Below are 17,651 nucleotides of genomic sequence, written 5' to 3' on the forward strand. Positions count from 1 at the left end.
AAAAGCTTGGCATGTTGACTCCGATAAGGAGAGTCAAAAAAAGGTTCGCTCTTGTAAAGTGTATTTCATCAAAGCATGTGACGTCCCATGAGCGCGTGCTAGGGACTGTATTATTAAGAAGGTTTTATGCTTCTCATCTTAGCATCATTGCGAGAAAATGAAAAGGAGCGAAATAGGCATCTGCGCCCTTTACGCTCCTTGAATAATAAAATCCCTCAACTGAAACATGTGAAATCTAAATCAACAAAAATTTGTTTTTCATTGAAACCCTTTTCCTCAATATACTCTATCATATCAACTAAAACAGGTTCCTTGTTAAATGACCCATTCAATATGATCCAGAGGTCATCATCATACTCGTTCAAAGAAGCGAGATGATATGCTTCAAGTAACTTTAATTCTTCCTGGAACCGTGTTTTAGAAATATTAAGTACTCGCCTTAATAAAGGTTCTCTGACTCCATAAGATTCCCAACTCGCAAGATATTCAGACCGGTCAAGATTGGCGAAGTAAAACTCCCTCGTAATTTTCGGCAACTCTGCAAGTTGAGCATAAAATGTCTGATATGCTACATCCTTATCCTCAATCTCTAAATTGACATTTTGCTTTTCATTGACAAAAGCAATTAAACTGCTGCAACCAGTGTACCTTCTTTCAGGTCTTGGCTCCAGTTGGTCTAACATGGATGTCGACTCTCCAGAAGGTGTGTATCCAACGTCTAAATCGCTATATATCCTAATCAAATCGCTTTGCAGAAAATCATATATAACCTTAATCTTAGCGAGAGAAAGAGTGACGATTGCTCTCTCTAAATCAATAAAATCCCAAATATCATTCTCGGCAACAAAATGAAGGTCAGCAGCCAACTCGATGTTAATCCCGTCATAACTGTTTTGTTTAGAGCCAAGAATGAGAATCACGAATCGGTCATATCGTGATTTTTGTTTATCGGTTATTTTTTCCAGGGTATGATTAACCTTGGCTGACTTTTTATCAGTAGTTACTTGAATGCCCAGTTTCTAAAACTCGTCGCCCAGGTCTAATCCCGGTTCGTTAGATCTCGTTTCATTCAAGTTAGAAAGGTTATAACCATAAATTAGATTCAGCAAATCCTTGATGAAATCCTCGCAACACTTGTTCAAATCGTAGAGCCCTAATCTGTTTCTGGTTTGAAGGACAAAATTTAGTTGTCCCAAACCCTCCATGATATCTCCAAGCAGCTTTCCCCGAGTTAACATCGCACACTCCCCTAATTCATGTTACATGCTGTATTGATTCTTATTATTCAATATGAGTCAGTATATATTTCAACCACATGCAATTCATAGCTGCCAACTACCAGCTGCACTCAGGCAGTAAGTCCTTGATATAATATTCAAAGAGAAAGGCTTTTTAAAATCCAGGATCATGAATTTCCAAGCTCAAAGATCGTTTTACTGTATTAGAAGAGTTACAATTAATTCAAAAATATATGTAACATTCCCATTTTTTAAAACGTTTTATACAGAGAACCTCATTTTTTTAAAAACACAATTCATAACAGAATGGAGGGATTATTAATTTTTAAAAGGTAACAAAAATAAAATTTAGCGGAGGTGTGTTGCATGAACAAAACCAAACTATTTAAAGTAGTTCTATTTTTTATGCTATTCTTTTCGATACTTAATCTTCAATGGATATTATCTACACACGCATTTGACGCCAAAAACACGAGTGTTTTTGATGTTAAAGCAGCAGGCTTGAATGTGAGAAGTGGGCCTGGCACATCCTACCCCGTAATAGCTCAAGTTACCCAAGGGGAAGATATTGTTAATTACTGTCCAGTAGCAGGTACAGGCGCCAGCTGTCCACCAACTTCAAATGGAGGATTAGAGTGGGATCAAAATTATTATCCAGACGGTTCAATTGGATATTACGCAAATGCGGCCAAAGGCTACATGGCATGGATGAACACCGGTGGAGGCGGCACTTGGAATTATAATTATGCAACAAATGCAGTAGTAAAAAGGCAAAATAATATTTACAACTTCGCTTGCCCCAATTTAAATAGTCAAGTGGGAACTATGGCTCCAGGTACCTACGTAAAGGGAGACTATAATGACGAATTACGTGCGGCGGTATGTAATCCAAATGCCTGGACCATTCTTAGTGCCGATACGTTTATAAGTGGTTATGCAAATGGATGGAACATGAGCGCTTATTAAGGGAGGAAATGAAAATGAAGAAAAAGAAAGTGATAACCATTGCTGCTGTTCCTCTGGGTATAGCAATCTTGGGTGGATCTATCATGTTGTCTTCCCATGACTCTGTCGTTAGTGCACAAAGTCAAGTTCTTAGTGCTGCAGAAAATGCAACTAAAACAAACCTGGAATACATCAAGGTGACTACGTATGGTGACGATCCCTCTGTTCAATCTTACACGATTCGTATTCGAGATAAAGCAAACCTCACTGAAGTAAGCGAAGATTATGTGAATGGTGTTTTACAAAGCAAAATTATTATTAGTGAGAAAGGAAGCAAAGTAACTTCAATCGGCCGGGATTTTACTACCAATGAAATGACAGGAAGTACGTGGACACTACCTGAGAATCTCTCTAAAGAAAATGAGCGGGTGCTTAAAATTTCGCTTTTGGAGGAACAAAAACAACAGGTAACAGGACAAGACTGGGTTGAAAGTAAGGATTCACTTACTAAAAGTGGTTATAAAACGGCAGTTTCTGAATTGAAAGACCGCAAGGACGTAGTGACAATTGATGAAAGCAATGGAATGTTAGTGAAGAAGGAAACGTTCATAAAGAATGGGGACGGCATATGGAAAAGTAACCCCTCACGTGTTGAAGAATATAAATATTTAGACTCAATACCGATGAACATCATGAAAAATGATGAAAATATTGAAATAAAAGAAAGACCAGCACCAATTATTGAAGATAAATTGTTTAACGGATAAATTCTCTACTTGGTAGATAGGAAGTTTATTTATATTGATAAAGCCTGAATATAAAACGGGCCACCCGCGAAGGGTGGCCCTGAACTTGTCGTTATAGATATCGCGCTGCAATCAAGCGAGTCTCGTCTTGAAGTCCTGATAACCGAACTCGCGCACGACGCGGCAATTGCCGTCTTTGTCCTGCACGGCGATGGCCGGCAGCGGCATGCCGTTGAAGGTGTTGGTTTTGACCATGGAGTAGATCGCCATATCTTCGAATACCAATCGGTCTCCGTTCTTCAGAGGCTGGTCGAAGGAATAGTCCCCGATGACATCGCCCGTCAGGCAGGTCGGACCGCCGAGCCGATAGGTGTACGGCTTCTCGCCGGCTTCGCCCGAGCCGACCAGCGGCGGACGATACGGCATTTCCAGCACGTCCGGCATATGGCAGGTCGCTGATGTGTCCACGATCGCAATCTCGATGCCGTTCTTATGGATATCCAGCACGGAGGTGACCATGTAGCCCGCATTCAGCGCGATGGCTTCACCGGGTTCAAGGTAGACCTCCAAGCCGTATTTATTCTGCATCCGCGAAATGCAGGCTTCGAGTCTCGGAATATCATAATCGTCTCTCGTGATATGATGACCGCCGCCGAAATTGATCCATTCCATTTGCGGCAGCCATGGCCCGAACTTGTCTTCGACCGCATTCAGCGTGGTCTCCAGATCGTCCGAGTTCTGCTGGCACAGGGTATGGAAGTGCAGCCCCGTCACGCCCTCCAGCAGTTCCGGCCGGAAATCCTCGCGTTTCACGCCGAATCTGGAGCCCGGCGAGCAGGGATCATAGATTTCATGTCCTACCTGCGTCGAACATTCCGGATTGATGCGAAGGCCGATTTTTCTGCCTGCAGCAAGAGCTTTGGCTTTGTACTTTTCCAGCTGGGAGAAGGAATTGAAGATGATATGGTCGCAAATGGACACGATCTCATCCATTTCATCCTCACGATAGGCAGGGGCGAAGACGTGATTTTCCTTGCCCATTTCTTCGTGTCCCAGCCGTGCTTCGAATAATCCGCTCGCAGTGGTGCCGCTTAAGTATTGCCCGATGAGGGGATACATGGCGGTCATGGAAAAAGCTTTTTGCGCCAGCACGATCTTGGCTCCGGTACGCTGCATAACGCCGTTCAATATGTTCAGATTCTTCTCGATGAGTGCTTCATCGACGACGAAACAGGGTGTCGGTAACTCCTCGAACCGCATATTAACGAACGAGCTCCGGCTCTTTCGTTTCTTCAGGCAGAGCGTCAACCAGCACCGGATTGAAGTCTTCTACCCATGGGAGACCCCATTTGTTCAGTTCTTCCATGAATGGATCCGGATCGAATTCTTCGATATTGAATACGCCCGGTTTATTCCATTTGCCGGTCATGACCATGGCCGCACCGATCATGGCTGGAACGCCGGTTGTGTAGGAGATGGCTTGCGAGCCGACTTCTTTATAGCACTCTTGATGGTCGCACACGTTGTAGACGTAGTATGTTTTGTCTTGGCCGTCTTTTTTCCCTTTGAAGATGCAGCCGATGTTCGTTTTGCCCACCGTGCGAGGTCCCAGGGAAGCCGGATCCGGCAGCACAGCCTTCAGGAATTGAAGCGGAATGATTTGTTTGCCTTCGTATTCGATCGGCTCGATGGACGTCATGCCTACGTTTTCAAGCGCCTTCAGGTGCATGAGGTAGCTTTGGCCGAAGGTCATGAAGAAACGGATGCGTTTCAGACCAGGCATGTTTTGCGCAAGGGATTCGAGCTCTTCATGGTACAGCAGGTACATGTCCTTTTGACCGACTTCAGCGAAGTTGTACTCGCGTTTGATTTCCATCGGCTTCGTTTCGATCCATTGTCCTTTTTCCCAGTAGCGTCCGTTCGCGGACACTTCGCGGATGTTAATCTCCGGGTTGAAGTTGGTTGCGAAAGGATAACCGTGGTCCCCGCCGTTGCAATCCAAAATGTCGATATATTCGATTTCGTCAAAATAGTGCTTCAGTGCATAAGCGGAGAATACGCCGGTTACGCCCGGATCGAATCCGCTGCCGAGCAGCGCGGTGATGCCTGCTTTTTCAAAGCGCTCGCGGTATTCCCACTGCCATTTATATTCAAATTTCGCCGTATCTTCCGGCTCATAGTTTGCTGTATCCATATAGTGTGTTTTGGTTGCCAGGCAAGCATCCATGATGGTCAAATCCTGGTAAGGCAGAGCCAGGTTCATGACGATATCCGGTTTAACTTCGTTAATCAGCGCGATCAGCTCATCGACGTTGTTGGCATCGACCTGCGCAGTTGTAATTTTGGTTTTGCCGCCGTCCAATTTCGCTTTCAGCTCATCGCATTTGGATTTGGTACGGCTCGCGATGCAGATTTCTTCGAATACCTCGCTGTTTTGAACGCATTTATGAATGGCTACAGATGCTACGCCGCCGGCGCCGATGACAAGTGCTTTTCCCATTTTTCAATCCCCTATTCCGAATTAGATTTTTTTCAAATGTAAAAACGGCAACAAAAAAAGCAAGCGAAACACGCGTTATGCGCATCACACTTGCTCTGATATAGTCAAATAATAAGATCGTCCCAAAAAGCATCATGACCGGACAAACCTCTTGCGTGCTCGTCAGTCAGCCATAAAACGCAGCGTTTTACGGAAAGGCGCTTAATATTCAAATATATCATGTTAGGATCAGAGTCTATATAGCAAATAATTACTTTTACCACTCTTATTGACCGTTTCACAAGTTGTGTGCGTATGCACTGGTTGTAAAGTAACCAACTTATAAAATTTGAGCTTTTAACTCAATCAATAAGGCAACGAAAGTTGCCAATCGGCATTTGACCCGGCTGTCCGTATGGCCTTAACTTCTGATTGGAAGTGGTCAAAGATTATCTGCTTGGAAAGATCCTAAATGTAGTTGAATATTCGCTTTCCAAAAATCATGCTTCTTCATAATAGCAGGATAGGTATTATTCAGCAAGAGGAAATTTGAAGTAAACGCAATATGGCGAAAATATCGGCAATCTCCTATGGAAACGGAGCGGGAGGCTGTAAGTTTTGAATCGCTACTGATTTCATTGGATGAATGCTGTTCTGTGATATATTCATGTAAAGAAGCCTAATCCCTAAGACAAGCTATTCAAAAGGAAGTGTGAATAATGAATGTAGACATGGTCATGCAAGAGCTTGAGGCTCTCGGTAAGGAACGCACCAAAAGGATGTACCAATCCAACGGGGCGCGCGAGCCTCTTTTTGGCGTAGCCACAGGCGGGATGAAGCCCATCTTCAGGAAAATTAAACGCAACCAGCCCTTGGCTGAGCAGCTTTACGCCACGGGGAATTACGATGCGATGTATTTTGCAGGGGTGATCGCTGATCCGAAAGCAATGTCCGAGGCGGATTTTGAACGGTGGATGAATGGAGCTTATTTTTATATGCTATCGGATTATGTGGTAGCCGTAACTCTGGCAGAAACGGACATTGCGCAAGAAGTTTCCGATAAGTGGATCGCAAGCGGCATAGAGCTGAAGATGTCGGCGGGCTGGAGCTGTTACTGCTGGCTGCTCGGCAATCGCCCGGACCGTGAATTTTCCGAAGAGAAAATAGCCGGTATGCTGGAGCTTGTAAAAAATACGATTCATGATGCCCCTGAACGCACGAAATACGCGATGAACAATTTCATATACACCGTGGCGGTGTCCTATCTGCCGCTTCATGATAAGGCGGTCGAGATCGCAAAGGAAGTAGGTCCGGTGGAAGTTGGACACGGTGCCAAAAGCAAATCTTTGAACGCTTCCGTTAACATTCAAAAGGCGGTCGATAAAGGACAGCTCGGTTTTAAACGAAAATACGTAAGGTGTTAGCATCCGAAATCCGTTGACGCAAAAAAATTCCGTTTGAGCTTCACAATGTTGCTTGCACCTTACGTAACGTCATGTTTTAAAATAGAGCTACCGGTAAATAGCTGGCGTCGAAGAGTGGAGATGGTAATGAAGACAAATTGGAAGATCGGGGACCTCGCCAAGCTGACGGGTCTTACCGTACGAGCCTTGCGGTTTTATGATCAGATCGGGTTGTTCTCTCCGTCGGGACAGACGGAATCCGGCCACAGGCTGTACAATGAATCGGAATTGTCGCGTTTGCACCAGATCATATCGCTTAAGGAGCTGGGGTTATCCCTCGAGGAGATTAAGTCGGTCGTAACGGGCGGGCAAATCAGTCCGCTTGAGATTGTGGACCTGCAGATCAACCAAATCCAAGAGCAGATCAAACAGCAGCAGAAACTATTGGAACAGCTCAGACATGTATCGAAGCTTATGCAGGGCAAGAGGGAATTAACGGTTGAAGATTTCACCAGCCTTTTGCGAGCGATGAAGCAGGGATTCGAAAAGCCTGTTATTGAGCGGCAAACGAGTTGGGAACGACATTTGGACCTGCTGGGCGACTTTCTTGCCGAGGAGAGCGGAATGCCGAAACCTAAGGAGGAAAAACAATGAACGAACGATTTGTTAAGCATGCAACCTTTGTCATCGAGCGGATGTATTCGGCTTCACCGGAGCGCGTGTATCAAGCATGGTCCGATCCCGTTGCCAAAGCCAAGTGGTATTCGAAGCCGGACATCTTCGAGTTCCGGGTTGGCGGACGGGAATACAGCAGCGGCGGACCGCCGGAAGGGCCGGTCTTTACCTTCGACGCGATCTATCAGGAGCTTGTGCCAGAGCAGCGCATTGTCTATACGTACAGCCTGGATTCGGACGGTACTCGCATCTCCGTCTCGATAACAACGGTCGAACTGATCCAGATGGAGGGCGGCACGAAGCTGATTTTCACGGAGCAAGGTGCGTTCTTTGACGGACACGATACGCCGGAAGTACGGGAACACGGTACAAACATCATGCTGGATACGCTGGGCAAGGTATTGGAAGGGGAGGCATGAATATTGACCAGAGCTGAAACTGAACTTGTTGCTTCGCGAGAGTTCGATGTTCCGCGGGAGCTCGTATTTCGGGCCTGGACAACCCCTGACTTGTTAGCCAGGTGGTGGGGGCCGAAAGGCTTCACGCATACGTTTTACGAATGCGATGTGAGGCCGGGAGGCGCGTGGAAATTCACCATGCACGGACCGGATGGCGTAGATTACCCGAACCATAACGTCTTTGTTGAAGTGATGCCGTTCGAGCGGATTGTTCTGGATCATTTATCCGGCCATGAGTTTCGGATAACAGCTACTTTTGAAGATTTCGAGGGACGCACCATGGTCACCTTCCGTCAGCTTTTCAAGATAAAAGAGGAGTTTGAACAAGCTAAGCCGATCTGCTTAGAAGCCAACGAACAGCAGTTAGACCGGCTTGGCAGAGTGCTGGCGGACATGGCCTGATAGCATTGCAGATTCATCGGGCAGTCAGCTGCGGGAGAAGCCGCCTTTCCGGACACGAAAGGTCATTGGGCGGAAGCAGCTATTGCCAAGGCACAGACCGCCGGAATCATGAAGGGCTATGAAAGCGGCAAATTCCTTCCCGACTCCCCGCTGACGCGCGCGGAAGCGGTCGTCATGCTGAACAAGCTTCTCGGACGCGAGCCGAGCGCCGTTGCCGCTGCCAAGTGGAACGACGTAGCGGAAGGGTACTGGGCATATGGCGCTATCCAAGCCGCTTCCAGCGACGAAGAGGAAGATGTGTTAGCAGCACGGTAGCCTTGATTAAAAAGGCACCCTATGGGGTGCCTTTCAATTTGGGGCAAATAAGGATATGACGAACCATTGCCGGCCTCCAACTTAAAGAAGAACCACTTCCTCTCACAGGAGTGGTTCTTCTTTTTTTGAATTGTGATGCGGATTTTCTGGCCAAGGCGTACCATGCCTAGAAATTCATGTTGCGAAACGTCTCCTAAGGGGGCCCCTACATCCCCGATTGCACAATCAATCCGTCTTTCATCGTGACGATACGGTCTGCATAAGAGAGCATTTCTTCGTCATGTGTCACGAGTAAGGTTGTAATGTTGAATTCTTTCGTTAATTTACGGATGAGGGTCATGACATCCCTGGATCTGGTGGAGTCCAGACTTGCGGTCGGCTCATCGGCAAACAGCATTTTCGGCTTGTGGATGATGGCGCGGCCAATCGCAACCCGCTGCTTCTCGCCGCCCGACAACGAGGCTGGATAGGCGTCTTTGCGATGATCCATTCCGACCCACTTGAGGATCTTCATGACTTCCTCTTTTTGCTCGCGTTTACTCATGCGGGTCTCCGACACATCAAGCATCAGCATCAGCTGATCTTCTACGGTGAGGAAGGGCACGAGATGGGATGATTGAAAAATAAATCCGAACTGGCTGGCGCGTATTTTGCGAATCTCTTCTTGCGTCATGCCGGTCATGTCCTGGCCCTCGAAAGGAATTTGTCCGCCAGATGCATGCTGTAGTCCGGCTGCGATCGTCAGAAGCATGCTTTTCCCCGAGCCTGAAGCTCCGACGAGAGCCGTTATTTCCCCTTGCTGCAGGCCCAGATGGATTCCTTTTAATACTTGTTCGCTGACTTCGCCGTTCGTAAAAGTTTTCCGGACGTCTTGTATCGTGAAGGTAGTCATATCAGATATCTCCTTGCTGTATGGCCTGTAGCGGCTCGACTTTTCGAATTTGGAGACCAGAGAGCGTTGCCCCGATAAATCCAATGATGAAGAACAGGATCGACAGCTGCAGGGTTGTCCCCATCGTCAGGCTAAAAGGCATGCCTTCAGGCGCAATTAAATTAAAGCCCTGACTGAGTGCAATGGATAAGACAAGTGCGATAGCGGTGATGAAGAACATTTGAGCCCACATCATCCGGAATAGTGTGCGTGTTTTTACGCCGATTGCTTTCAAAATCCCGTATAGTCCGATCTTCTGCACATTCATCATATAGAAGAAAATTGCAAACAACATGCCGCTAATGGCGACCAAGAACCAAATAATCATATTCAGGGACATCTGTTCTGCGTTATAGCTTGCGATGGTGTTCAGAAACTGATGATTTGAAAAAGATTGGAGTCCATCGATGGACTGCGGTTCATCCTGCCCCGGAATGAAAAGCAGCTGCATCGTATTCACGCGGTACATCTCCTTATAGTTATCCATGTGGATGTAGGCTACGGGGGAATGGCTATATTTCTTATGATCCGCGAATCCGATGACTTTAAATGTACCGCTGAACTGATTGTTGGTTAATACATCCCCGACGTGAATGCCATCTTTCTCTAAGGAACGATCCAGGACAATTTCTCCCGGCTTTACGTTCGCGAACCACTTCGATTCGGTGGAGGTCACGAAAGCAACTCCATGCTGCTTGTCCTCCGCATCGTTCACGAATCCCATCTGAATGGACAGTGCAGCGGCATCCTGATGTTCCTGCAAGACGCGCTTTTGCACAGCGGGATCTATTTTAGAAAGATTATAGGTTTCGTTGGCTTGGTTATTCATGTAGAAATGACCGTCGGGCAGATCCTTGATTAAAGCCGCATTGTCGCGGGATAAGCCATTTGCGAGTCCGGATATAATAAAAGTTAACAAACTAACCAGAAAAATGATGGAGCCTAAAATAATAAACTTTATTCTGCTCTTCCTGATTTCTTTCCATGCCATATTCATGACCATGCCTCCCTTTCTCTGCTGCATGATAAAGTATACGGCTGCAATATGAACGCGGAATGAACAGAATATTACAAGCTCATAGGGTACGGACAGCAAGAATTGAAAAATAATTTGTTTGTAGTATAATTTGAATAAAGTACTTTAAACAGAGTACTAAAAATTAGGCAACTTAAATTAAGCTGCTTGAAATAAAGGAGACCTTCAAATGGAGCGTTTAACAGGCAAAGTCGTCATTATCACAGGTGGGGCACGGGGGATGGGCGAATCCCATGTGCGTAAATTTGTAAGTGAAGGCGCAAAAGTTGTTTTTACGGATCTCAACGAAGAGGGCGGACAAGCGTTGGCAGCAGAGTTGGGTGAAAACGTGAAGTTCGTGAAACAAGATGTAACGAAAGCAGCAGATTGGGATCATGTCGTGGCAGAAACGGAAAAAGCATTCGGCCCTGTCAACGTGCTCGTGAACAATGCAGGCATCAGCATGAGCAAATCGCTTTTTGACATGACGGAAGCAGATTATCGCAAAATTGTGGATATCAATCAGATTTCGGTATTCCTTGGCATGAAGGCAACGGCGCCTTCGATGAAAAAGACAGGAAACGGCTCGATCGTCAATATCTCATCCATGAACGGACTGGTTGGCGGCGCGGTAGGGTATACGGATACGAAGTTCGCGGTACGAGGAATGACCAAAGCGGCAGCTCTTCAGTTGGCACCGCTGGGTATCCGGGTCAACTCGGTGCATCCGGGCGTCATTGAAACACCGATGGTTACGCAAGGCGATGCAGTCGACACGATCAAGGAATTCTCGAAGCATATTCCGCTCCAAAGATTGGCTCAATCCGAAGAAGTCTCCAATCTGGTGCTCTTCCTTGCTTCTGACGAATCAAGCTATTCGACGGGTTCGGAATTTGTCATCGACGGCGGATTAACAGCAATGTAATTTCAATCGCATCAATTATGTAGGGGCATCCTTGGGGGTGCCCCTTCGTCATGTGAACAGCGCAGCAGTTCGCTTATTGCATTTTACAGCCGCTTAATTGAGATATAACTATTATTTAATAGTGTATCAATTAGTGATATACTAAGAGCAGGTTATAATTCATACAGAAAAGGTGTGTGACCAGGTCGTACTCTGGCTTGTATGGCAGCGCCAACATCTTTTCTTCAAATATTAGCGTGTAAGGGCGGTATACATGAGTAACAGACAAACCGAAACAGACGTTATTTTAATTGGTGCCGGAATCATGAGTGCGACTTTGGGAACTTTACTGAAAGAATTAGTGCCGGACTGGAAAATCACCGTGTTCGAGAAGCTTTCGAGCCCAGGCGAAGAAAGCTCCAACGAATGGAATAATGCGGGAACCGGCCATGCTGCACTGTGTGAGTTGAACTACACATCCGAGAAATCGGATGGATCGATCGATATCAGCAAAGCGATCAATGTGAATGAGCAGTTTCAAGTTTCGATGCAGTTCTGGTCTTATCTTGCCAAGAGCAATTTGATTCGCAATCCGCAGGATTTTATCATGCCGCTGTCTCATATGAGTTTGGTGATGGGGGAGAAGGATGTCGCGTTCCTGAAGAAACGTTTTGAAGCGATGTCGAAGAATCCTTTGTTCCAAGGGATGGAATTTTCCGATAACCCGGACAAACTGAAGGAATGGATCCCGCTGATTATGCAGGACCGTCCATCGAATGAACCGATCGCGGCCACGAAAAACGACTCCGGAACGGATGTTAACTTTGGCGCTTTAACGCGCATGCTGATCAGCCACTTGAAAAATCAAAATGTCGGTGTCCATTACAAGCATAGCGTGGATGATATCAAACGCGCGGGCGATGGCGCATGGGAATTGAAAATACGGAATGTCGAAAGCGGTAACGTCGAACGCCATAAGGCCAAATTCGTCTTTATCGGCGGCGGCGGGGGAAGTCTTCCGCTGCTGCAAAAATCGGGTATCCCCGAAGGAAAGCATATCGGAGGCTTCCCGATCAGCGGCCTGTTTATGGTCTGCAACAATCCGGAGGTTGTCGCGCAGCATCATGCCAAAGTATACGGCAAAGCGAAGGTTGGCGCGCCTCCAATGTCGGTTCCGCATCTGGACACAAGGTTCATCGATAATAAAAAATCACTCCTTTTTGGACCGTTTGCAGGCTTTTCGCCGAAATTCCTGAAAACCGGCTCCATGTTTGATCTGATCGGTTCCGTGAAGCCGAATAATCTATTCACGATGCTGGCGGCAGGCGCCAAAAACCTGTCGTTGACCAAATACCTGATTCAGCAGGTCATGCTCTCGAAAGAAAAACGCATGGAGGAGCTGCGCGAGTTTATCCCGAACGCCAAAAGCGAGGATTGGGATCTGCTGGTCGCCGGCCAACGGGTGCAGGTGATCAAAGATACGGTATCCGGCGGCAAAGGAACGCTTCAGTTCGGTACGGAAGTCGTAACTGCCGCGGACGGATCGATTGCGGCCTTGCTCGGCGCTTCTCCGGGCGCGTCCACCGCCGTTTCCGTCATGCTTGAAGTCATCGAGAAATGCTTCCCTGAGCATCATAAAACGTGGGTACCGAAAATTAAGGAAATGATTCCTTCTTACGGCCTGCAGCTTGTGGAGAACCCGGAGCTGGTTAACCAAATCCATGCTTCTACAGCGAAAGCGCTCGGACTGAGCAAAGAACTGAGCTCCGCGAAGTAAATCCATACATTCATAAAATAAGTTAAGCGGCCTTCGTCCCGAGTTTCATGGGGATGAAGGCCTTTTTGTTCGTTCATACATCAGCGGTATCCGTTAAAAACAACCTCGGACCGATACGCAAAAAGAAGCTGCCGCAGCAGCTTCTTAACCGTTCGAATGCTCTATTGGGACTCGGTGAGTCGGCCGACAAGCAGCCAATACATTGCGAGCGCAAAGAGAGTAATCAAGCAAAGGATATATAACACGGTTTCAAACGATACGGCTTCCATCAACGAAGCGGTATAGGCGATCCCGATCGAGACGGCCACGTTCAGCACCAGATTGTAGAACCCGATAGCCGTTCCCGATTTTTCCACCGGAATGGAGCTTATGCAGGAGTCCAGCATCGGAGCGTACATGAAGGCGAACGAACCCGAGAACAGCAGCATGGAGAGGACATAGACCATAACCGAGCTGCCCCCGATCAGGGCCGGCAGAGCCAGGCTGCATGCGATAAGGATCATGGCAATGGAAACCGCTTGCTTATTGGTCAGCACCTTCGCGATATTGCCGGAGAGCGCCCCGACCAGCACTGCCGTTACATAGCCGGGAATCAGCAGCAGCGAGATGGTGTCCAGCTGGAGCCCGTACATTTTTTGGAGCACGAACGGGAAAATGAAAATGTAGCCCAATTGAACCGTATAGATCACGAAGGCGATCACGAGAACGGATACAAACCGTTTGTTTTTAAAAAAAGCGATGCTAATGAAAGACTTCGTGCTCTTGCTGATATAGCCCAGAAATAATCCCGCAGCGACGACGAAAATCGCTATGAAGATCCAGTTGAAATCCGTTAAATACAGCATGACCGACGCCGCAATCGCCGCGATGAGGAGCAGACCGATGAAATCCACGTGGCTCTTGCGCGATTGTTCCTTCGGCAGGTACTTAAGAATGAAGGGAAGCAGGATCAAGGACAGCAGCGGGATCAGGAACAGCATCGCCCAGCTTAAATACGTGGAGACATATCCCCCGGTCAGGGAGCCGATCACCAGGGATAACGAGTAGCTGCTTGTACTGAATCCCAGGAACCTTTTCTGCTCTTCCTTGGGCAGATGCTTCGTGACAAAGATGACGTATAACGTTTCGGCAGAGGCAAGGCCCGCCGTCTGAATCATGCGCGCGGTCAGAACCCACAGATACGAATGCTGGAACGCAAATCCGATGATTGAACCTATACAGATTAAAATAATCCCTGCGCTCAGCAGCTTCCGGATACTGATGGAGTCGGCCAACGAGGCATAGACCACTGCGCCAATGCCAATGACAAGTCCCGCCAAGGATGCCTGCAAGCTGACAGCGGCAGCCGAGATGCCCAGATCATCGGCGATCGCTACCGAAACCAGCTTGAATGAGTTATCGATAATGAGAGCAAACACGAAAAAGAGCAGAATCACAGGCACAGCCTTTTTCGCATGAAAGGATGGAGCAGTCTTCGGTGGTTGTTCGCTTATCGTAGCCATATGCTATGTTCCTTTCGTACTTCGAATGTATTAAGCAAGCTCCAGTGCAATTTCCATCATTTTGGTAAAAGCAGTCTGTCTCTCTTCTGGAGTCGTGGACTCATGTCTGAAAATATGATCGCTGATGGTCAGAATGCAGAGGGCGTTAACGCCTGCATGGGCTGCGTTCAAATACAGGCCGGCAGATTCCATTTCTGCGCACAGGATGCCCATCTCGCTCCATTTCTTCAGCGCCGTCGGATCCGCGTTATAGAAAATATCGCTGGAGAGGACGTTCCCGACATGAACCTTCTGTCCTTGCGCGTCGGCGATTTTCTTGGCCTTTTCCAGCAGCTCAAACGACGCCGTAATCGAATAGTGGCCCGGAAGGTTGTACTGATGTGCATAATTGGAATCGGTTGCAGAACCCATTGCAAAAACGATGTCATACAGGTTCAAATGATCTTGAATCGCGCCTGCCGAGCCGATGCGAATCAGGTTTTTTACGCCGAACACATGGATCAGCTCCCAGGAATACAGGCTCATGCTTGGCGTGCCCATGCCAGTCCCCATCACGGATATTTTTCTGCCTTTAAACGTCCCCGTATAGCCCAGCATGCCGCGAACGTTGTTGAACTGAACGGCATTCTCCAAATAAGTTTCTGCAATGAATTTCGCTCTCAGAGGATCCCCCGGCAAAAGAATCGTTTCAGCAATTTCGACGCCCCCTGGTTTGATATGCGGCGTTTCTTTTGGCATGGATGTCGTCATTTTACATCTCCCTTTCGTGTATGAATGATTTACTTGTATAATTAGTTGTCTAATTTGTACATATATAAAATACCATGGTGCAACATCCGCGGCAACTGAATTTTATGGAAAAGGGCAGTGGCCTCCGAATCGGAGATTCCACTGCCCTGGCAAGTACCTGACATGTATGATGAAAGTACTGAAAAATAGTCCAAAATCGCATTTATTTCGTCGCGTTGATCTTCATCCGGCTAAATTCTTTAGGAATATAAAACTTGTTGTATACAATGGGGTACTGTTCATTGATGTACAAGCTCTCCAGCAGCAAGTCGCAGACCTCGCCGCCTACCAGCTCGAATTCTTGGGTCGAGGCATTCATCGCGGTCGAATGCTTGACCTCCACCGCTGCAGAGTTGGCCAGCTCGTATACCTTATTCTCGAGCATATCCAGCAGCTGTTCTTCGTTTTGAAGGTCCAGATTCAATTCAGATACGGCCTCAATGGCCATGAACGTAAACGCGAAGGCTACCGCTTGCCCTTTACTCTTATACCAGCGCTCAACGGCTACGACCGCGGCCGCGTTCCGGTTCAGAACCTCCTTGGTGTAGTCGCTCTCCAGATCCAGTCTGAACTTCATGTCGATCTGATCGACTTCTTCCGTATGGCACTTATGAATAGGATTTCCGATTTTCTCGAGACCTACGCTTCTCTGCTCGATCCGGGCCCCCGTCACGAAATTTCCCTTCCCGTGAAAGCTTTTCACGAGCCCGTCATCCTGCAATAAAGACAGTGCCTGCCTTAATGTCATCCTGCTTACATCGAACATTTTGGCCAGCTCAGGCTCCGAAGGCAGTTGGCTGTTCGCGGGGAATGTACCATTCATGATTTCTTTATACAGTTGATCGTATACGCTAAGATATAGCGGTTTTTTTCCTTTGGCCATATACTCCGGATTCTTTCCCATGGTTCACGCACCTATATTCTCTTCATTCATGTTAAGCCTATTATACCACGCTCCGTAAGCGTGCATCCGTAGAGGTTCCGTGGTCTTCATATGCACAGGTCCCTAAGAATCTTAGACATGATGATATAACAAAAGGCGCAATAGAACAACCGTAGCGGCACGATTTGAGAATGGACTGCTGCCAGAAATAGATTCAAATTCCCCGTTGCATCCGCATACATATTCTGATATTATTTAGACGCCTAATATTTATATATTTAAATAATAGGTATACTACCAGTATATTGAGTGTCTTCAAGAAAGGGGCCAGAAACAATGGCGAAAATGATTGACAAGGTAGCGCTGATTACGGGAGGCGCTTCTGGGATAGGGCTGTCGACTGCCAACTTAATGGCGAAAGAAGGGGCAAGGGTAGTCATTGCCGATTTCAATGTAGACGGGGCAAAGGCAGCGGCTGAACAGATTCACGCGCAAGGCGGAGAAGCCGTGGGCGTATTTCTGGATGCCGGCAGTGAAGCCTCCATTAAGGAAGCCGTTGAATTCACAGTACAGCAGTACGGTAAAATCACGACTTTGTTCAACAATGTGGGCCTGACGAACCTGAAGAAGGATCTGGATGTCGTTAACGTGGATTTGGACGAGTGGGACCGCTTGATGAACGTCAACCTGAAAAGCGTGCTGCTGGGCAGCAGGTTCGCGATTCCCCATATGATTCAAGCGGGCGGCGGTTCGATCATCAACACGGCTTCCATGGCGGGATTCGCCAGCGATGCGATTCGTGTTGCCTACGGCGCTTCGAAGGCAGGGGTTGTCAATCTTACGAAATATATCGCGACCCAATATGGCAAAAACAACATTCGCTGCAATGCGGTTGCACCGGGATTGATTTTGACACCGGCAGCCAAAAACAACATGTCTGCGGAGCTGCTCGATATGTTCGCGAAATATAACGCGCTGCCGTATCACGGGGAACCGGAAGATATCGGATACACCGTTTTGTTCCTGGCTTCCGATGAAGCCAAGTTTATTACCGGACAGACGATCCAGGTTGAGGGCGGGCATTATCTCGCGAACCCTACCGTTCCTGATTTTCAGCAACTGATGAAAATGGCACAGCAATAAGCGCGGCTGCATGCTGCGACGGATTTTAGAAATGGGGGAACGAACA

General features: G+C 47.3%; 17 protein-coding genes and 1 pseudogene. 10 read left to right on the forward strand and 8 right to left on the reverse strand.

The genetic code is table 11. From position 1 onward, the window contains the following. Window positions 1-215: 215 nt before the first annotated feature. Window positions 216-1,238 (reverse strand): annotated as a pseudogene (locus PCH05_RS04360) (SMEK domain-containing protein). A 366-nt stretch (window positions 1,239-1,604) separates the two neighbouring features. On the opposite strand from PCH05_RS04360, the gene PCH05_RS04365 reads away from it, so the two are divergent. Both PCH05_RS04365 and PCH05_RS04370 read left to right on the forward strand, forming a co-directional pair. Next, window positions 1,605-2,204 carry an SH3 domain-containing protein gene (locus PCH05_RS04365; protein WP_127601048.1) on the forward strand — a complete coding sequence of 200 codons (600 nt, stop codon included), beginning with the start codon at window positions 1,605-1,607 and terminating at the stop codon, window positions 2,202-2,204. Between the two features lie 14 nt (window positions 2,205-2,218). Further along, window positions 2,219-2,950, forward strand: a complete 732-nt coding sequence (locus PCH05_RS04370; RefSeq protein ID WP_127601050.1) for a hypothetical protein — start codon at window positions 2,219-2,221, stop codon at window positions 2,948-2,950. A gap of 111 nt (window positions 2,951-3,061) precedes the next feature. Here the strand turns inward: PCH05_RS04370 and nspC are convergent, their stop codons facing one another. After that, complete coding sequence (gene nspC / locus PCH05_RS04375) at window positions 3,062-4,189, reverse strand: carboxynorspermidine decarboxylase (RefSeq protein ID WP_127601052.1); 1,128 nt, start codon at window positions 4,187-4,189, stop codon at window positions 3,062-3,064. Between the two features lies 1 nt (window position 4,190). Next, on the reverse strand, window positions 4,191-5,429 hold the full coding sequence (locus PCH05_RS04380; RefSeq protein WP_127601054.1) for a saccharopine dehydrogenase family protein: 1,239 nt from the start codon (window positions 5,427-5,429) through the stop codon (window positions 4,191-4,193). A 698-nt stretch (window positions 5,430-6,127) separates the two neighbouring features. On the opposite strand from PCH05_RS04380, the gene PCH05_RS04385 reads away from it, so the two are divergent. From PCH05_RS04385 to PCH05_RS04405, 5 genes are all read left to right on the forward strand, one after another. Beyond that, entirely contained in the window at window positions 6,128-6,832 is a 705-nt protein-coding gene (locus tag PCH05_RS04385; RefSeq protein ID WP_127601056.1) for a DNA alkylation repair protein, read from the forward strand. 126 nt (window positions 6,833-6,958) lie between these two features. After that, window positions 6,959-7,465: a MerR family transcriptional regulator gene (locus PCH05_RS04390; RefSeq protein WP_127601058.1), complete on the forward strand. Its 507-nt coding sequence runs from the start codon at window positions 6,959-6,961 to the stop codon at window positions 7,463-7,465. Beyond that, window positions 7,462-7,905 (forward strand): SRPBCC family protein, encoded by a 444-nt coding sequence (locus PCH05_RS04395; RefSeq protein ID WP_127601060.1) that lies wholly within the window; start codon window positions 7,462-7,464, stop codon window positions 7,903-7,905. The genes PCH05_RS04390 and PCH05_RS04395 overlap by 4 nt, the downstream gene beginning before the upstream one ends. 3 nt (window positions 7,906-7,908) lie before the next feature. After that, window positions 7,909-8,346, forward strand: coding sequence for an SRPBCC family protein (locus PCH05_RS04400; protein ID WP_127601062.1), 438 nt, complete (start codon window positions 7,909-7,911; stop codon window positions 8,344-8,346). A gap of 15 nt (window positions 8,347-8,361) precedes the next feature. Continuing rightward, window positions 8,362-8,661: an S-layer homology domain-containing protein gene (locus PCH05_RS04405; RefSeq protein WP_127601064.1), complete on the forward strand. Its 300-nt coding sequence runs from the start codon at window positions 8,362-8,364 to the stop codon at window positions 8,659-8,661. Between the two features lie 205 nt (window positions 8,662-8,866). Here PCH05_RS04405 and PCH05_RS04410 read toward each other — a convergent pair whose 3' ends face one another. Both PCH05_RS04410 and PCH05_RS04415 read right to left on the reverse strand, forming a co-directional pair. After that, complete coding sequence (locus PCH05_RS04410; RefSeq protein ID WP_127601066.1) at window positions 8,867-9,553, reverse strand: ABC transporter ATP-binding protein; 687 nt, start codon at window positions 9,551-9,553, stop codon at window positions 8,867-8,869. A gap of 1 nt (window position 9,554) precedes the next feature. Next, window positions 9,555-10,589, reverse strand: coding sequence for an ABC transporter permease (locus tag PCH05_RS04415; protein ID WP_127601068.1), 1,035 nt, complete (start codon window positions 10,587-10,589; stop codon window positions 9,555-9,557). A gap of 208 nt (window positions 10,590-10,797) precedes the next feature. On the opposite strand from PCH05_RS04415, the gene PCH05_RS04420 reads away from it, so the two are divergent. Then, window positions 10,798-11,532, forward strand: a complete 735-nt coding sequence (locus PCH05_RS04420; RefSeq protein WP_127601070.1) for a glucose 1-dehydrogenase — start codon at window positions 10,798-10,800, stop codon at window positions 11,530-11,532. A 253-nt stretch (window positions 11,533-11,785) separates the two neighbouring features. Continuing rightward, window positions 11,786-13,288, forward strand: a complete 1,503-nt coding sequence (locus PCH05_RS04425) for a malate:quinone oxidoreductase (protein ID WP_127601072.1) — start codon at window positions 11,786-11,788, stop codon at window positions 13,286-13,288. Between the two features lie 161 nt (window positions 13,289-13,449). Here the strand turns inward: PCH05_RS04425 and PCH05_RS04430 are convergent, their stop codons facing one another. The 3 genes from PCH05_RS04430 to PCH05_RS04440 form a co-directional block, all read right to left on the reverse strand. Beyond that, window positions 13,450-14,790: an MFS transporter gene (locus PCH05_RS04430; RefSeq protein WP_127601074.1), complete on the reverse strand. Its 1,341-nt coding sequence runs from the start codon at window positions 14,788-14,790 to the stop codon at window positions 13,450-13,452. A gap of 30 nt (window positions 14,791-14,820) precedes the next feature. Beyond that, window positions 14,821-15,528 carry a purine-nucleoside phosphorylase gene (deoD, locus tag PCH05_RS04435; protein WP_246049354.1) on the reverse strand — a complete coding sequence of 236 codons (708 nt, stop codon included), beginning with the start codon at window positions 15,526-15,528 and terminating at the stop codon, window positions 14,821-14,823. A 214-nt stretch (window positions 15,529-15,742) separates the two neighbouring features. Beyond that, entirely contained in the window at window positions 15,743-16,483 is a 741-nt protein-coding gene (locus tag PCH05_RS04440; protein WP_127601079.1) for a GntR family transcriptional regulator, read from the reverse strand. 315 nt (window positions 16,484-16,798) lie between these two features. Here PCH05_RS04440 and PCH05_RS04445 point away from each other — a divergent pair, with 315 nt between their 5' ends. Further along, window positions 16,799-17,605: an SDR family NAD(P)-dependent oxidoreductase gene (locus PCH05_RS04445; RefSeq protein ID WP_127601081.1), complete on the forward strand. Its 807-nt coding sequence runs from the start codon at window positions 16,799-16,801 to the stop codon at window positions 17,603-17,605. The last annotated feature ends 46 nt before the right edge of the window (window positions 17,606-17,651 follow it).

The organism is Paenibacillus chibensis, assembly GCF_004001045.1.
In the GTDB taxonomy this organism is placed as follows: domain Bacteria; phylum Bacillota; class Bacilli; order Paenibacillales; family Paenibacillaceae; genus Paenibacillus_AQ; species Paenibacillus_AQ chibensis.

Coding starts and splice junctions, on each gene's coding strand:
- PCH05_RS04365 (WP_127601048.1), top strand. CDS start 1,605: ATGAACAAAACCAAACTATTTAAAGTAGTTCTATTTTTTATGCTATTC.
- PCH05_RS04370 (WP_127601050.1), top strand. CDS start 2,219: ATGAAGAAAAAGAAAGTGATAACCATTGCTGCTGTTCCTCTGGGTATA.
- nspC (WP_127601052.1), bottom strand. CDS start 4,189: ATGCGGTTCGAGGAGTTACCGACACCCTGTTTCGTCGTCGATGAAGCA.
- PCH05_RS04380 (WP_127601054.1), bottom strand. CDS start 5,429: ATGGGAAAAGCACTTGTCATCGGCGCCGGCGGCGTAGCATCTGTAGCC.
- PCH05_RS04385 (WP_127601056.1), top strand. CDS start 6,128: ATGAATGTAGACATGGTCATGCAAGAGCTTGAGGCTCTCGGTAAGGAA.
- PCH05_RS04390 (WP_127601058.1), top strand. CDS start 6,959: ATGAAGACAAATTGGAAGATCGGGGACCTCGCCAAGCTGACGGGTCTT.
- PCH05_RS04395 (WP_127601060.1), top strand. CDS start 7,462: ATGAACGAACGATTTGTTAAGCATGCAACCTTTGTCATCGAGCGGATG.
- PCH05_RS04410 (WP_127601066.1), bottom strand. CDS start 9,553: ATGACTACCTTCACGATACAAGACGTCCGGAAAACTTTTACGAACGGC.
- PCH05_RS04415 (WP_127601068.1), bottom strand. CDS start 10,589: ATGAATATGGCATGGAAAGAAATCAGGAAGAGCAGAATAAAGTTTATT.
- PCH05_RS04420 (WP_127601070.1), top strand. CDS start 10,798: ATGGAGCGTTTAACAGGCAAAGTCGTCATTATCACAGGTGGGGCACGG.
- PCH05_RS04425 (WP_127601072.1), top strand. CDS start 11,786: ATGAGTAACAGACAAACCGAAACAGACGTTATTTTAATTGGTGCCGGA.
- PCH05_RS04430 (WP_127601074.1), bottom strand. CDS start 14,790: ATGGCTACGATAAGCGAACAACCACCGAAGACTGCTCCATCCTTTCAT.
- deoD (WP_246049354.1), bottom strand. CDS start 15,528: ATGCCAAAAGAAACGCCGCATATCAAACCAGGGGGCGTCGAAATTGCT.
- PCH05_RS04440 (WP_127601079.1), bottom strand. CDS start 16,483: ATGGGAAAGAATCCGGAGTATATGGCCAAAGGAAAAAAACCGCTATAT.
- PCH05_RS04445 (WP_127601081.1), top strand. CDS start 16,799: ATGGCGAAAATGATTGACAAGGTAGCGCTGATTACGGGAGGCGCTTCT.